Below are 15,971 nucleotides of genomic sequence, written 5' to 3'. Positions count from 1 at the left end.
ATTTAAACTTCTTTCTTACATCTTCGAAATGACCGATTTACTTTTTCTTTTTCTTCACAAAATAATAAGTCAGTCCTAATCCAAATTTATAATAGTAATCATCTCGGGTTCCAGCAACTATATAATCGATATTATCACTGAAATTGATATTTTGCTCCGCAAATAATTTTATTCCTATTCTATCTGAAGCCAAATATTCAAGACCTCCTCCATATTGGACTTTGCCATATGTATTTTCAAATTTCCTATTCATTCCATATCCGCCACCTACATATAAATAAGGCGTAAGACGGTCTTTAGGAAGTATGACCCATTCCATATTAAGATCGTATGTAATGTATCCGACATCGACTAAATTTTTATTGGCAAGATTTACCACATTTGTAGAAGCGCTGATATTAAAACTTGGAGTAATAAAGAATTTTAAAGCTCCGCGTCCAAAAGGTCTTAAAAGCGGATCTTGATAATCTCCATCCATTAAAGTAGCTCCACCAGAAAGTTCTATAGCAAACTGGCTTCTTCTATTTTCTAAGACCCTATCATAAAGTCCTGTAACATCTGCCGTTTTGGTTTCTTCTGCGTATGCTTTTAATAAATTGTCAACCTGCCATTTTGGTGCATCGGCTTCCCAGATATTGTCTTTTATTCCTTCTAAAACCAATGATTCTACCGCTTTTTCTATCGCTTCTGTTACAGCCATGTGTACGGGTTCATTAGTTGTATATCCGGTTTCTACTTCCAAAAGCCTTTTAAAATTTACATATCTAAAAAGACTCTCGTCGATAGCCTGAGACAAAATAGTTTTTGAGATATAAACAGATTTTAGAATTTTTCCGTTTGAAGTAGAAATCATTCTTAAGTATATTGTAACACGATCCTGGCGATATTTCACAGAAGCTCCAGCTCCAAAATATCGAGCACCAAATCCGCCTGTAATAATATTGGAATCATAGGAAACTATACCTCCTTCTAACAAAACTCCTGCATACAATAATGGAGTTAACTGGGGTTCGTTCGGATTTGCATTTTTTACATATTCCTGTCTCGTGGCTCGAATAAGATTTCGCTCCTGCAATAAGTTTCCAATATTTTCGCGCTCAATTGGCACAAACCATTTTGAGTCTTCTAGCGCTTTTATTAGAATAGACGTTGCGCCCTGAGTTACAGCAGTACTAAAACTGCTTCCGTTTTCCTGAGGTTTATATTGTCCAGTCTGGTCTCTAAATTTATAGACACCAACTACAACTTGCTCTTTAGGTTTTGGTAAATCTTTTAATAATGAAGTCGCAGGCGTTCCTTCTCCCAAAACAGCTTTTTGTACTCCTGTGGGTTGATTATAATAAGCGCCGCAACCAGTAAAAAGAAATCCAAATACAATAAATAAATAGTAATGGAATCGCATATTATTGATTTGGGATGATTACTTGGGTTTGTTCTCCTGTATTGGTATCTAGGATATTTAAAGTTAATCCGTCAGAAGATGGATAGACATCTACTGAATAACTTCCGAATGTATAAGAGCCTTCTTTGATACCATCTGTACCAAATTGCTGTTTATAAAGAGAACTAGAAATCTGACTTAGCAATTGTGAGTTTAAATTGGCTTTAAATCGTTCTAAATCAGTTTGGGGTTTGGTTTCTGCTGTTTTGTCCTTTTGTTTATTTTGCGCTTCTGCACTACTTAGAAGCCACTGATAGTTAAAAGTATCTCCTCCAAAAGCTGGATTTACAGGTTTGTAAACTAAAGCTTGAGCATTTATAAATGGAGAAATAAGCAGAAAAACTGCAAGGATTAAAATAAATTTCATGTCGCTAATAATAAAATTAATACTGAGTGAAATATTTGCGTTGTTTTTCTTTTTCTTTCAAATAAGTAAAAGTGGTATTTACAGCTTCCTCTGCAACTGCATCTAAAAACTCATCATCAGGCCTTACTAAAAAATCATAGATAACCTCATTATCTATAGTTATAGATATTGCTGTATTTCTGGCAAAACTGTATTCTTCACTTATTGTAACTATTTTTTCGGCATTTATCCCAATATCATTGTATTTGTAATAATATCTGTCGTAAAAATCTTTTCCCATTTTTGTTTTGGTATCATCGGTAATGATACCTCTCAAAACAAATCCGTCAACAGGAAGAACTATTACATCGTCTTTTTTTTTTCTTCGCCCAAAACGACACGATCTTTCGCTATAATTTGCTTGTCTTCATCGTAAAACAAAAGCAAAATGATTACCTCATCATCTGCTGTCAAATTAATTTGCGATGTAGACAATTTCTGAATTTCGTTGGGTTGCAAAGTAAAAACACCAACTTGGTCATTATTAGACTGATTATTACTTTTATTATTATTTTTTATAACAGACAAGCGATAAGCTGCACTTCGAATTACTTCTGTTAAGTTTTCGGCAGTACCAGTAATTTTTACACTGTTTTCTACTCTTTCAATTTCGATTTTGGCTTTTATCTTATCCTGTGGAACTTGCCCATAAACAAGAAAAGAAAAAAACAATAGAAAGATTATGATATGTCTGTTTATAAAATACATCTTTATTTTATTTGTTTATAAGAATAATAGAAGCGCCATTTCCTGTCTGTGTAATTTTCATGTTTTTTGACAACGAATTGGTTCCTATATTTTGAATGCTTTGATTATCTCCCTTTTGAATCATTTCCATATTAACATTGTAATTGGTATGCAATGTAAAATCGGAAATTTTGTTGTTATCGCCTTGCTGAATAACACTTTGAGTAATTGTTTTTGCACTTTTATCTAATGCTAACGCATTATTATCACCATTTTGATCTATTGCAACTTTTGTATCATTCGATTTTAAAGAAGCATAAATTTTATTAAAATCGCCAACCTGCTGAATTTGCACTCCAGATTGGATTCTTGAATTTAAATCGCTTTGTTCTTTTTTACTCAAATTGGAAACAATGCTAAAAGCTTTCTCTTTTGAATTAAAAAGCGATGAACTGTAATTTTTAAATTCTGAACCTTCTTCTTTTTCCTGAGCATAAAATACAGGACTGTAAAAGAATATTAATAGTATATATAAAATGAAAGATTTCATCTTGATTCTGTTTTAAATTAAAAAAAATGCGATAGTCGTTTTACGACTATCACATTTTTATCTTTTCAATTAGTTACTTTGAGTAACACTAATTATGTTTGAGTTTCCTAGAGAGAAATTAATGCTACTGTGCGCTGCACCTGTTTGAGTAACTGTAGCTTTGTTTAAGTTACCAATTTGCAATGTATCTTCTCTCAACTTAGTACCATTTTGAACAGATGTAGCTTCGTTTTTATCTCCATATTGATAGTGATATGACTTGTTGCCGTCTGATGCTGAAGTACCACCTGGAGAAGTTTGTGTTTGAGAAGATTTGTTTTGAACACCACCTTGGCTTGCATAAGCAAGATTATTATCTCCATTTTGTGTTTGAGTAGCTTCGTTTTGGCTGTGTGGTCCAAATGGCACAGCAACTAATGCTACTTGACTTAATTGAGTAGGATTAAAAGGAAGTCCTGTCGGTTTTTCATTACCAGTTGTACCTTGATCAATAGTAGCGGTATTATTATTTCCTTTTTGAGTTTGAGTTGCAACATCTTTACCTCCAAGTGCTGATGGGATTGTAGATTCTACAATTTGGTCTTGCCAAATAGTTGCTTTATTCCAGTTTCCTGTCTGACTTTGTGTTGCTTTGTTGTCATGGTTACTTTGAGAAATAAAAGCCCCGTTGTTGTCTCCTTTTTGTTTTACATCTGCCATGTTACTTTTGGCATTGTAAGTTGCTGGTTGAATTCCTTGATAAACTTCTGATTTGTTTGTGTTTCCTAATTGATCAATCTTTGAATCATTCGTTTGACCATTTTGATTAACAATACCTTGATCAGAATCTCCAACTTGGTTTACTGATGAAGTGTTTCCTTGAGCGATTGCCGCTACTCCTACAAACAGCATCGCTGAGATGCTTAAAATTACTTTTTTCATAATAAATATATTTAATTGGTTATTAATACAACTTATTATGTAGGTAATTTGCAGATTCGAAATTTTGGGGAAAAGACGGGGACTTTACAACTCCATTTGAAAACAAATTTTAATTTATTTTCTCAACTTCATGACCAAAATTATAAAACTTCTCCAAAACAAGATTCAGTATAAATACCTATTTTACAAGATATTAACCTCTTTTCGACAAACTGTAAAACTATCTCGATGAACTGCCAAAAAGCTTATAAATTTTCATAGGAAAAAAGGTACTTATTACAATTTGTTTACATTTAAAGCATCTGTAACAAAGAAAATATCAATTAAATAGGGGCTTTATTACTATTTAAGCAAAAAAAGCCTGTCTTAGAAGACAGGCTTTAACAAATTGTTTCTTAATTATTTAGTAAACAATAATTCTCTGTATTTGGTTAATGTCCAACTTTCGTCATCTACCAATAATTCCAATTTATCGCAGTGATTACGAATCTCGTCAAAATATGGTTTTACGTTATTGCAATACGCCTCTGCCATTTTTTGAGCATCAGTTAATTGATTTGCTTTCTTTCTTTCATTAGTCATTGCCAATACCTTAGAATTGATTCCTTCGATATGGCCTGAAATTTCTTTAATCAAAACAATCTGCTCTTTTGCTAATGCATCAAATTCTTTTGCAAAAATTTCTTTTAATCCTTTTACATTTTCAATTAATGTATTCTGATAACGAATTGCAGTCGGAATAACATGGTTTCTTGCAATATCTCCTAAAACACGACCTTCAATCTGGATTTTTTTAGTGTATTCTTCCAATTCAATTTCGTAACGTGCTTCGGCTTCTACATGATTAAAGATTCCTAATTCTTCAAACAATTCCAAAGCTTGTTTCGAAACTTTTGCTTTTATCGCTTCTGGAGTTGTTTTAAAATTACTCAATCCTCTTTTTGCAGCTTCTTTTTCCCAAGCTTCGCTATAACCGTCACCTTCAAAAAGAATCTTTTTAGATTGTTTGATGTATTCTCTTAGAACATTAAAAATAGCATCGTCCTTTTTCATGTCTTTCGACTCGATTAGGTTTTCTACTTCATTTTTAAAGTCAATTAACTGTTTTGCCACAATTGCATTCAAAGTTGTCATTGCATTTGAGCAGTTCGAGTTTGAACCCACAGCTCTAAACTCAAATTTATTTCCTGTAAAAGCAAAAGGCGAAGTTCTATTTCTGTCTGTATTGTCTAATAATACATCTGGAATTTTACCAACAACATTCAATTTAAGATCTGTTTTTTCTTCTGGCGAAAGTTTTCCTGTAGTTACGCTTTCTAATTCAGATAACACTTTTGTCAATTGTGCTCCGATAAATACAGACATAATTGCTGGCGGGGCTTCATTTGCTCCTAACCTATGGTCGTTACTTGCTGTTGCGATAGAAGCTCTTAATAAAGTTTCGTTATCGTTTACCGCTTTGATTGTATTAATAAAGAAAGTCAAAAACTGTAAATTGCTCATTGGCGTTTTGCTCGGACTTAATAAATTAACTCCTGTATCTGTAGCCAATGACCAGTTATTGTGTTTTCCAGAACCATTTACTCCTTTAAAAGGCTTTTCGTGAAATAATACTTTAAAATCATGACGTTCTGCAACTTTCTGCATAACATCCATTAATAAAGAGTTATGATCTACTGCAAGATTTGTTTCCTCAAAAATTGGAGCCAACTCAAACTGATTTGGCGCGACCTCATTATGACGCGTTTTTACCGGAATACCTAATAGCATACATTCCTGCTCTAAATCTCTCATATAAGTAAGAGCTCGAGTTGGAATAGATCCGAAATAATGATCGTCTAATTGCTGCCCTTTTGCAGACGTGTGCCCTAATAAGGTTCTTCCTGTCATCATTAAGTCTGGACGAGAATTTGCCAAAGCTTTGTCAATCAAGAAATATTCTTGCTCCCAGCCTAAAGTTGCTGTTACCTTTTTTACGTTTTTGTCAAAATATTTACAAACTTCTGTAGCCGCTTCGTCAATTGCAGATAATGCTCTTAATAAAGGTATCTTATTGTCTAAAGCCTCACCTGTATAAGCAATAAATACTGTTGGTATACATAAAGTTGTACCATATATAAAAGCTGGTGAAGTCGGATCCCAGGCTGTATATCCTCTTGCTTCAAATGTATTTCTGATTCCGCCATTCGGGAAACTAGATGCATCTGGCTCTTGCTGTACCAATTGTGCACCTCCAAATTTTTCTACAGATTCATTTCCATCATAAGAAGTTTCAAAAAAAGCATCGTGTTTTTCTGCTGTTGTTCCTGTAAGTGGCTGAAACCAATGTGTATAATGTGTTACACCTTTAGAAAGAGCCCATTCTTTCATTCCCATAGCAATATAATCAGCTAGTTTTCTGTCGATTTTAGTTCCGTGTTGGATAGCATCTCTTACTCCTTTAAATGCATCTGAAGTTAAATATTGCTTCATTGCCTTTTCATTAAACACATTTGCCCCAAAAAGATTTGATTTTCGGCCAATTTCTTCAAAATGCACCGGCTTTCTGTTAGAAGCTTGTTGTAAAGCTTGGAAACGTAATGTTGACATGGTTATGTATGTTTTAAATTCGTACTAATTTTCATTAAAAAATGATCAGCAAATATAAACAAATAAAGAACCTATTTAAAATATAAATTTTAGATTTTTGAAATAGAATTTCTCAACATAAAACGCTTTTTTCAAAGAATAATGAATTCAAATCACAGAAATATAACAAAACTGTACGGTAATATTGATTAAATAAACATTTTTTCATAATTCCTTAACTCAGAAATTCAAAAATGTTCCTTAATTATTACGAATTTGTTTTTTTAAGGTTATTAAAATTGCTTTTTTTAAAATATACCCCTATCAAAATTGCGCTTATCCAAAAAATTATAGTTCATAAAACAAAACAGCCCCCTAATTTTTGGGACTGAAAAAATAAATCTATATTTGACCCAACGAAAAAAAACAAAAAAATTAATTTATATTATTATGGCTAAAATTAAGTTAGAGTACATTTGGTTAGATGGATATGAACCAACTCAAAATCTTAGAAGTAAAACTAAAGTTGAAGAACACGAAAACTTCAAAGGAACATTAGAGGAGCTTGGAAACTGGTCATTTGATGGATCATCTACAAGACAAGCCGAAGGAGGTTCTTCTGACTGTTTATTAGTTCCAGTTGCAATCTATCCAGATCCAACTCGTATCAACGGATGGTTAGTAATGTGCGAAGTTATGTATGCTGACGGAACACCACACCCTTCTAACGGTAGAGCTACAATTGATGATGATAATGATGATTTTTGGTTTGGATTCGAACAAGAGTATTTCATTATGGATACTAAAACTCAACTTCCACTTGGTTTCCCAGTTGGAGGATACCCTGCTCCACAAGGGATGTACTACTGTTCTGTAGGTGGAAAAAACACACACGGTAGAAAATTAGTTGAAGAGCATGCTGATTTATGTATCGCTGCTGGAATCAACTTTGAAGGAATCAACCAAGAGGTTGCTTGCGGACAATGGGAATTCCAATTATTCGCTAAAGGAGCTAAAAAAGCTGGAGACGAAATCTGGGTTGCTCGTTACCTATTAGACCGTTTGACTGAGAAATATGGTTACTATATCGAATATCACCCAAAACCTCTAGGAGATACTGACTGGAATGGTTCTGGTATGCACGCTAACTTCTCTAACACAGTTCTTAGAACATGTGGTTCTCAAGAAGTTTACGAGAAAATCTGTGAAGCTTTCCGTCCTGTTACTGCTGAGCACATTGCAGTTTACGGAGCTTACAACGATCAGCGTTTAACTGGTAAGCACGAAACTGCTTCTATCCACGATTTCTCTTATGGAGTTTCAGACAGAGGATGTTCTATCAGAATTCCTTTAATGACTGTTCAAAAAGGTTGGAAAGGATGGTTGGAAGACAGAAGACCAGCTTCAAACGGAGACCCTTACAAAATTGCTGCTAGAATTATCAAAACTGTTAACTCAGCAATATAATTTAAAGCTTACAATATATTCTACAAAGTGCCATCGTAATTGTTGGCACTTTTTTTATGCATTAACCCGACAGGTTTTAAAAATCTGTCGGGTTAAACAAGAAAAAAAACCTCATAACTTTATAATACTTAACATTTTACAAGTAACAAATATTACTTAATTTTAAGATTAAATTTAATTTTTAAGTTAAAGTTCAAAACTTATCTTTGTATATCATTAAAAAAAATAATTTATGATAGTCTGGTCTCTCTTTTTACTTGCTGTAATTTTTATTCTTGCTTTAGACCTTGGTGTCTTTAACAAAACACCACATATTATTAGTACTAAAGAAGCCAGCAAATGGACTCTTATTTGGGTTACTTTATCCTTCCTGTTTTCGGGAGTAATTTACTGGCTGTATACCACAGATTATATCGCGAACCCAGATAAGTTAAAACCTGCAGTTGCTTCAATGAAATTCATTACCGGATATTTAATTGAGCTTTCGCTAAGTGTTGACAACATCTTTGTTATTGCTATTATTTTTGCTTCATTCAAAATTCCGCAAAAATACCAGCACCGCGTTTTGTTCTGGGGAATTCTAGGAGCAATTGTTTTCCGTGGTTTGATGATTTTCTTTGGTGTAATGTTAATTAGCAAATTTACTTGGACAACCTATGTCTTTGGTATTTTCTTGATTTTTACTGCTATAAAAATGTTATTTTCTGGTGAAGATGAAGATTTTCATCCAAAAGATTCGTTTGTATACAAAACATTAGGAAAAATCATTCCGATTACATCAGAGATGGATGGCGAGAAATTCTTTATCTCAACCAAAACTGCAAAAAAAGCTGCAACTCCATTATTTGTTGCCTTGATTGTAATTGAGGTTATGGATGTGCTATTTGCTGTAGATAGTGTTCCTGCAATTTTAGCCATTACAAAAGATCCTTTTCTAGTATTTAGCTCTAACATTTTTGCCATTTTAGGATTGCGTTCTATGTATTTCTTCTTAGCAAATATGTTGGCAAAATTCAGTTATTTAGAATACAGCTTAGTAGCTATTTTAGCTTTTGTTGGATTAAAAATGTTACTACACGATTATATTGAAGTTCCAGAATGGGCTTCTTTAGGATTTATTGCTTTATCACTTTTAGTTGGAATTTTGGTTTCTCTAAAATTTGGACCAGAAAAGGTTTTAAATGATTCGTCAAGCGAAGAATAATTAGCTTAGAAAATATAATATAAATAAAAAAAGGAAATCTTACGATTTCCTTTTTTTATTTATATTATAATTGAACTAAAACTTAGTTTAACTTCTTAACGTTACTGTCATCAATATTGTATTTTGCAATAACAGCATTATAATCTGAATAATCGGCCTTATTGACAGATTTAGCAGTACCATTTTCACCTTCACCAGGAACAAGTACAATTCTAAATGTTTTGCCTAATCTGAAATTATTAGGTAATTGAGAAAAGTCACTTATACTACCATCAATAAAAATCCTAACATTAGTTCTTGAAAAGTCAAAATTGTATTGAGCCGTTTCTAAGCCATCATTAAAATAATATATTTGAGGCAATAATGCCCATCTATCTCCACCACTTGTTCCAACTAACTCGTAAACCAAAACATTATCACTAGCTAACATTCCTTGAATCGAAACATTTTTCTCATAATTTGGTCCAACAAAATCTGTTGTAACTTCAAAAACAAAAGGTAATGGAGTACTAGGTCCCGGAGGTCCTGGAGGCCCTTCTGGTCCTTCACAGCTAGAAAATGCAATTAAACCGATAACTGCAAATAAGGTAAGTATCTTTTTCATAATTATTTTTTTTAAGGATTATACTATAAAGGTATTCCAAAAATTAAACCAAAAAAAATGATTTGGCTTATTTTAAAATTAAAATTCCTTTATTTTTTTGCAGTAACCTGATTCTTAGATAGTATTTTATTGAAAAATAACACATGATACGGAAGCGAATTTTCCCAATAATCCCAAGTATGAGCTCCTGGCCTTTCGGTATAATCGTGGTCAACTTTATTATAAACCAATCTTCTGTGTAATTCTCGGTTTGGTTCAATTAGAAAATCGTCTACTCCGCAATCTATTATTAACGGTAGTTTATTTGCTTTTAATTTATCAGCCATTCTCAAAACAGAATTCTGCTCATACAATTCTGTATTTCCGCTTTTGTCTCCAAAAACTGGCTGCATTAATTTTACAATCTGAGCCGATGAATCTCTATTCAACATTGTACTCATATCTACCGCACCGCTCATACTTCCTGCCGCACAAAACAAATCAGGATGTCTAGCAGATAAATATAAAGCGCCATGTCCGCCCATAGAAAGTCCTGTAATTACTCTTCCGCTTCTATTACTAATTGTACGATACGTTTTATCTACTTTCTGAATTACTTCTTGCGTAATAAAAGTTTCAAATTGGCTTTCTTTATTTACAGGACTATCAATATAAAAACTAAACGTCTCTCCTTCTGGCATTACAATAATCATATTGTATTGGTCAGCCAGATTGTGAACCAATTTTTTGTTTGGAGTATTTTTAAGCCAATCGCTAAAATGTCCGTATGCACCATGCAAAAGATACATTACAGGATAAGTTGTTTTGCTTTTAGCATAAGAATTTGGCAAAACCACAGCAGCCTTATAAGTTTTACCCATTGCGGTACTTGCAACTTGAAGTGTGTCTACTTTTGCAGCATATGTCATGGTGGTAAGACAAAGCAAAAATGCAGACAATAGCATTTTAAGTTTCTTCATTTTGATATTTTTTTCTGATTAGGGTTTGTAAATATAACTTTTTTAGAATAAAATATATGAAAAATCCGACTGGTTTTGGATGCCACGAATTACACGAATTTTCACTAATTAATTTAAATACTCTCTTGGCAAAATGCAAAATAGTACGTAAACCTAAAAAATAAAAAAACCGATCAGCTTTTGACTAATCGGTTTTTGTATTTCTTTTACAAATTCTAAAATTTAATTCGTGGCAATTCGTGTAATTCGTGGGAAAAAATCAACTAATAATAATCTTATGCTCATGTCGGTATTGCGAAGCGCTTTTACCAGTGTATTGTTTAAATGATTTACTAAAGTGACTGAAATTATTAAAACCGCTTTCGTAACAAACTTCGTTAATACTCATAGGCTGTTCTGCCAAAAGCTTAGAAGCATGAACTAAACGATATTCATTTACAAACTCGGTAAATGTTTTATTCGAAATCTTTTTGAAATAACGGCAAAACGAAGGCGTAGTCATACTTACCAGACTCGAAACCTCATCTATAGAAATAGATTCCTGAAAATGATCTTTCACAAAATTGAAAACCACATTCATACGATCGTTGTCTTGTGTTTGCAGTTCCATCGAAAACCCATCAGCATTTAAGATGGTATATTCTTCAGCCGATTCCAATTCGTCTAAAACACTCAAAAGCGTTATAAGTCTTTGAAATGGCGGTTCATTTTCCATCATTTCAATTTTACTTCCGATACGTTTTTTTGTTTCACCACCAAAAGCGATTCCGCCCTTAGCCTGTTTCAAAATATTTTGCACCCTTTTCATTTCAGGAGCAACAAAAAAATCGCTTCCTAAAAATTCAGGTTTTATATGAATTACGGTTTCCGTTGTATTTCCTGTTTGTTCATTTGTAAAACCGCAATGTGGCAAATTAGCTCCTATTAAAAGTAAACTACCATTGGTATAATAAGAAACATGGCTTCCTATTTGTCTTTTTCCAGCCCCGCCATTTATATAAACCAACTCAATTTCTGGATGATAGTGCCATAAATGAGCTTTACTATTGGTCTTTTCGGCGTGTTTAGTGTAGGTAAAAGAACTTCCGTATGAGTTAGTTATCACTTCAAGAGCTGGGGCAATAGTCTTCATGATAATTTCTTTAAAAAATAATAGCAAATTTAACAAAAACACCTAAAATAATTTAAATTTTAACCTACAACGGTTTCGTAAATGCGAATTTTACATTAAAATAACGTTCTTAACACTGCAAATTTCACATCGAAATCGGCTTTTTTTTAGAGTCTTATTTTTTTTCCTGACTTTTTTTTTATTTATCCTATTTAAAACTTGATTTTATATAGATATGCTAAAAATTGTAAGAAAAACGGAAATTTTATGAAGTATTTAGTTTTTGAAAAACTTTGAAGAAAAACAATCAAATTAACAAAAACACAACATTAAAGTCAAATTTTAACATATAACGGTTTCGTAAATGAGAATATAGCATAGAAATCGGAAAATATAGATGTTAAAATACCACACATGCTGCTATAACTTTGCATCAGAGAAATGAACGAAAAAAATTTAATACTATAGAATATGAAAAAGATTATGAAATTAAGTTTAGTATGTGCAGTACTTCTAACAGGAATGAGTACTTATGCAATTGATGGTAATGAAGCATTAAATCTTCATGTATTAAAAGGAAATGGCAAGGTAATTGCTTTTGGAATTAATCAATTACAAAAAGCTGTTATTAGTATATATGATACAAATGGTAACTTAATCTATACTGAAAACGCTTCTGGTAAAACTGGAATCTTAAGAACTTTCAGTTTAGAAGAATTTCCACAAGGAAAATATATTTTAGAAGTTGCTGATAGCTTCAAAAAAGTAAAATACGATATTACTGTAGATGCAAATAGTTCTACTTTGTCTTCAAAAGGAACTACTTCATTGAACTAAGAAAATATTAAGGTTAAGTGCAATTCTTCACGGCACTTAAAATTTTATACTCTAATACAGTATAAAAAGTGAGGTTAGATAGTTAGTAAGTTAAAAACTTTCAAAAGTTTTAAAAACAGCTCTTTGTGGTTACTGAGCTGTTTTTTTTTTGCTCTTTACTTTTTTGAGTTATAAAATTTTACTGCATTTTTTTTTACCGCAAAGGCCACAAAGATTTACGCAAAGTTCGCAAAGGTTTTTTATCAAAGATCTTGCATATAAATGCAAAGTTCGCAAAGCTATATTAGGATAAAGCTTTGCGAACTTTTTTATTTTATAAAATTTACTCAAAAAAATCTTTATAAACTTTGCGTAAATCTTGTGGTTACTAGGCTGTTTTTTTTGCTCTTTACTTTTTGAGTTATAAAAATTCTACCGCAAAATTTTTTTAAACGCAAAGTTCACAAAGTTTTACGCAAAGTTCACAAAGTTTTTTCATCAAAAATCTTGCATATAAATGCAAAGTTCTCAAAGCTATATTAGGATAAAGCTTTGCAAACTTTTTTATTTTATAAAATTTACTCAAAAAAACCTTTGTGAACTTTGCGTAACCTCTGCGCCCTTTGCGTTACATTACACAATCTAAATAAAAACTTAGAACCTCAGCATCTTAGCACCTCAGCCCCTTTCTTCTTCCTACATTTTTTAAAGAAATCTTTATCGCAATGTAAATTTAAAATCATCAAAAACGTTGAAAAATAATAAGTTTTTTAGCAAAAATGATAAATATAATTCAAATTTTAACCTATAACGGTTTCGTAAATGAGAATATAGCATCGAAATCGGAGAATATAGTATTGTTTTTTTACTTACAACTGAAGTAATTTAGCATCAGAGAATTAGAACTATTAATTTAAAACTAAATACCATGAAAAAGATTGTTAGATTGAGTTTAGTAGCAGCATTGCTTTTCACAGGAATTAGCACATATGCAATTGATGGAGTAGCAGATTTTAATCTGCATGTACTTAAAGCTAATGGCAAATCGATCACTTTTGGTCTTAACCAAACGCAAAAAGCCAACTTAGCAATTTACGACAAAGAAGGAAATCTAATTTATTCTGAAAGTGCTTCAGGTAAAGATGGAATTTTAAGAACTTTCAGTCTAGAAGAATTTCCAGAAGGAACTTATTTCTTAGAAGTAGAAGACAATACAAAAAAAGCAAAATACGAAATCACAATAACTGATGATTCTACTGTTTTATCTAAAAACGCAGTTTCTTCGGTTTACAAACCAGGTTTTGCTAAAAATACAAGTGTGGCAGCACGCTAAAAAAGTTTATGCTTTCATAAAGTATAAAAGTGAGGTTAGATAGTTAGTAAGTTTAAAAACTTTCAAAAGTTTTAAAAACAGCTCTTTGTGGTTATTGGGCTGTTTTTTTTTTGCTCTAAGTTTTTTTACCGCGAAGGCACAAAGAATTACGCAAAGTTCGCAAAGCTTTTTTCACAAAGCTCTGCGAACTTTGCGTTTTTATAAACCTCTTGCATAATAATTCTTAGCGTCTTTTTGAATAAATCTTTGCGCACTTTGCGGTTAAACATACCATTCTATATGTAAATAAATTCTTAGCTCATTGTAAATTCAAAATCAAGCAAAACATTGAAAAATAATAACCTAATTAACAAAAACGTTAAAAATAATTCATGTTTTAACCTATAACGGTTTCGTAAATGAGAATATAGCATAGAAATCGGAAAATACAGTTGCGCATTTTCATGTATTACATAAGTAATTTAGCATCAGAGAATTAGAACTAATAATTTAAAAACTAAGTACCATGAAAAAGATTGCAAAAATGAGTTTAGTAGCTGCGTTGCTTTTCACAGGAATTAGCACTTACGCAATTGATGGAACGTCGGAGTTTAATCTTCACGTAATGAAAGCTAATGGAAAACTGATTACTTTCGCACTTAACAAAGTACAGAAAGCCAACTTAGCAATTTATGACAAGGACGGAACACTTATTTACTCTGAAACTGCTTCAGGTAAAGAAGGAATTTTGAGAACTTTTAGTCTAGAAGAATTTCCAGAAGGAACTTACTTCTTAGAAGTTGAAGACAGCGTAAAAAAAGCGAAATACGAGATCACAATTGGTGATACTGCCTCTCTATCTAGAAATGCAGTTTCTTATGCTTACAAAGCTGGTTTCGCTAAAAATTCGAGTGTTGCTGCACGCTAATTTTTATACTCCAAAAAGGTATAAAATAAGGTTAGAAAAAATTAAAAATTACATTTTTATTGTTTAAGAAACAGCTCTTGGTTGGTTACAGAGCTGTTTTTTTTTTGCTTTATACTTACTGTATTTTTTTCTATCGCAAAGTTCGCAAAGATTTTCGCAAAGTTCGCAAAGATTTTCGCAAAGCACACAAAGATTTTTTGTCACAAAGTTTTATCCTTATAGCTTTGCGAACTTTTTTATTTTATAAAATTACTCAAAAAAAAACTTAGCGTGCTTTGCGAAAATCTTAGCGCACTTTACGTTAATTAATATATCATTTTTACTTACAGAGCTGTTTTTTTTATTTCTAAAATTGATGAAAAATAAATTTCAGTCTGATTTAAGAAAAGTATTCTTATTAATAAAATAAGTGGCTTTAAAACACTTAAAAAAATATTAAAATTTCAAAAACCGCGAGCCCAGTAATTACGTACATAGTTCAAACAAAATACAGAAATAGTTTCAATTCAGCAAGTTAACAGTTAAAAAATGCCAATTTATTGCTAAAAATTAAATTTGTATTTGTAGTTTTACGCGTTCCACATTTAGTAATTAACAATTTAAAAAAAACATGACAAAATTTACCAAAGCTGGTTTAGTTGCTGCCTTTTTTTTAGCGACTGTGTTTACCTATGCCATTGATGGAAAAGGTGATTACATTTTAAATATCAAAACAGGAAACGGAAAAGTAGTTAGCTTTACTTTAGACACTGTAGAAAATGCATCTTTCTCTATTTATGACGAGAATCACAACTTACTTTATGCGGGAGAATCTGCAGCAGACAAATTAGAGGTTTCAAAAACAATTAGTTTAGAAAGTTTTCCTGCTGGAACTTATGTTCTTGAAGTGAAAGCAAACGACAAAGTTGCGAAACACGAAATTAAAGTTGCTGCTAAAAAAGTAAAGACTGTAAAGTTAGACGAATCTGTTAACCAGAGTCCATCTTTTCGTCGTTAA

General features: G+C 32.0%; 16 protein-coding genes. 6 read left to right on the top strand and 10 right to left on the bottom strand.

All coding sequences use genetic code 11. From position 1 onward, the window contains the following. Positions 1-37: 37 nt before the first annotated feature. From JC605_RS15015 to JC605_RS14985, 7 genes are all read right to left on the bottom strand, one after another. Positions 38-1,402 (bottom strand): CsgG/HfaB family protein, encoded by a 1,365-nt coding sequence (locus tag JC605_RS15015; protein ID WP_198856974.1) that lies wholly within the window; start codon positions 1,400-1,402, stop codon positions 38-40. A gap of 1 nt (position 1,403) precedes the next feature. Beyond that, positions 1,404-1,808 carry a curli production assembly/transport component CsgF gene (locus JC605_RS15010; RefSeq protein ID WP_198856973.1) on the bottom strand — a complete coding sequence of 135 codons (405 nt, stop codon included), beginning with the start codon at positions 1,806-1,808 and terminating at the stop codon, positions 1,404-1,406. 16 nt (positions 1,809-1,824) lie between these two features. Then, positions 1,825-2,124 (bottom strand): CsgE family curli-type amyloid fiber assembly protein, encoded by a 300-nt coding sequence (locus JC605_RS15005; protein ID WP_198856972.1) that lies wholly within the window; start codon positions 2,122-2,124, stop codon positions 1,825-1,827. A 26-nt stretch (positions 2,125-2,150) separates the two neighbouring features. Then, positions 2,151-2,555: a curli-like amyloid fiber formation chaperone CsgH gene (gene csgH, locus JC605_RS15000; RefSeq protein ID WP_198856971.1), complete on the bottom strand. Its 405-nt coding sequence runs from the start codon at positions 2,553-2,555 to the stop codon at positions 2,151-2,153. Between the two features lie 7 nt (positions 2,556-2,562). Beyond that, positions 2,563-3,084 carry a hypothetical protein gene (locus JC605_RS14995; RefSeq protein ID WP_198856970.1) on the bottom strand — a complete coding sequence of 174 codons (522 nt, stop codon included), beginning with the start codon at positions 3,082-3,084 and terminating at the stop codon, positions 2,563-2,565. 69 nt (positions 3,085-3,153) lie between these two features. After that, a complete protein-coding gene (locus JC605_RS14990) occupies positions 3,154-4,005 on the bottom strand; it encodes a hypothetical protein (RefSeq protein WP_198856969.1) in 852 nt (283 codons plus the stop codon). Positions 4,006-4,404: 399 nt separating this feature from the next. Then, complete coding sequence (locus JC605_RS14985) at positions 4,405-6,594, bottom strand: glutamine synthetase III (RefSeq protein ID WP_198856968.1); 2,190 nt, start codon at positions 6,592-6,594, stop codon at positions 4,405-4,407. A 429-nt stretch (positions 6,595-7,023) separates the two neighbouring features. On the opposite strand from JC605_RS14985, the gene JC605_RS14980 reads away from it, so the two are divergent. Both JC605_RS14980 and JC605_RS14975 read left to right on the top strand, forming a co-directional pair. Beyond that, positions 7,024-8,040, top strand: coding sequence for a glutamine synthetase beta-grasp domain-containing protein (locus JC605_RS14980; RefSeq protein WP_177210321.1), 1,017 nt, complete (start codon positions 7,024-7,026; stop codon positions 8,038-8,040). Between the two features lie 232 nt (positions 8,041-8,272). Continuing rightward, positions 8,273-9,244 carry a TerC family protein gene (locus JC605_RS14975; protein ID WP_198856967.1) on the top strand — a complete coding sequence of 324 codons (972 nt, stop codon included), beginning with the start codon at positions 8,273-8,275 and terminating at the stop codon, positions 9,242-9,244. Positions 9,245-9,326: 82 nt separating this feature from the next. Here the strand turns inward: JC605_RS14975 and JC605_RS14970 are convergent, their stop codons facing one another. The 3 genes from JC605_RS14970 to JC605_RS14960 all read right to left on the bottom strand — a co-directional run bounded on the left by JC605_RS14970 (position 9,327) and on the right by JC605_RS14960 (position 11,939). Then, on the bottom strand, positions 9,327-9,848 hold the full coding sequence (locus JC605_RS14970; protein ID WP_198856966.1) for a hypothetical protein: 522 nt from the start codon (positions 9,846-9,848) through the stop codon (positions 9,327-9,329). A gap of 89 nt (positions 9,849-9,937) precedes the next feature. Then, on the bottom strand, positions 9,938-10,807 hold the full coding sequence (locus JC605_RS14965; RefSeq protein WP_198856965.1) for an alpha/beta hydrolase family protein: 870 nt from the start codon (positions 10,805-10,807) through the stop codon (positions 9,938-9,940). Positions 10,808-11,066: 259 nt separating this feature from the next. Then, positions 11,067-11,939: an AraC family transcriptional regulator gene (locus JC605_RS14960; RefSeq protein WP_198856964.1), complete on the bottom strand. Its 873-nt coding sequence runs from the start codon at positions 11,937-11,939 to the stop codon at positions 11,067-11,069. A gap of 450 nt (positions 11,940-12,389) precedes the next feature. On the opposite strand from JC605_RS14960, the gene JC605_RS14955 reads away from it, so the two are divergent. From JC605_RS14955 to JC605_RS14940, 4 genes are all read left to right on the top strand, one after another. Continuing rightward, complete coding sequence (locus JC605_RS14955) at positions 12,390-12,755, top strand: DUF3244 domain-containing protein (RefSeq protein ID WP_198856963.1); 366 nt, start codon at positions 12,390-12,392, stop codon at positions 12,753-12,755. A 907-nt stretch (positions 12,756-13,662) separates the two neighbouring features. Further along, on the top strand, positions 13,663-14,067 hold the full coding sequence (locus JC605_RS14950) for a T9SS type A sorting domain-containing protein (RefSeq protein ID WP_198856962.1): 405 nt from the start codon (positions 13,663-13,665) through the stop codon (positions 14,065-14,067). A gap of 505 nt (positions 14,068-14,572) precedes the next feature. Then, the gene (locus JC605_RS14945; RefSeq protein WP_198856961.1) at positions 14,573-14,974 is read left to right on the top strand and encodes a secretion protein; all 402 of its coding nucleotides are present in this window, start codon (positions 14,573-14,575) and stop codon (positions 14,972-14,974) included. 610 nt (positions 14,975-15,584) lie between these two features. After that, the gene (locus JC605_RS14940; RefSeq protein ID WP_198856960.1) at positions 15,585-15,971 is read left to right on the top strand and encodes a secretion protein; all 387 of its coding nucleotides are present in this window, start codon (positions 15,585-15,587) and stop codon (positions 15,969-15,971) included.

It is taken from the genome of Flavobacterium sp. IB48 (genome assembly GCF_016405855.1).
In the GTDB taxonomy this organism is placed as follows: Bacteria; Bacteroidota; Bacteroidia; order Flavobacteriales; family Flavobacteriaceae; genus Flavobacterium; species Flavobacterium ginsengisoli.
The sequence above is the reverse complement of the archived record's forward strand: the minus strand, read 5'-3'. Positions and strand labels throughout refer to the sequence as shown.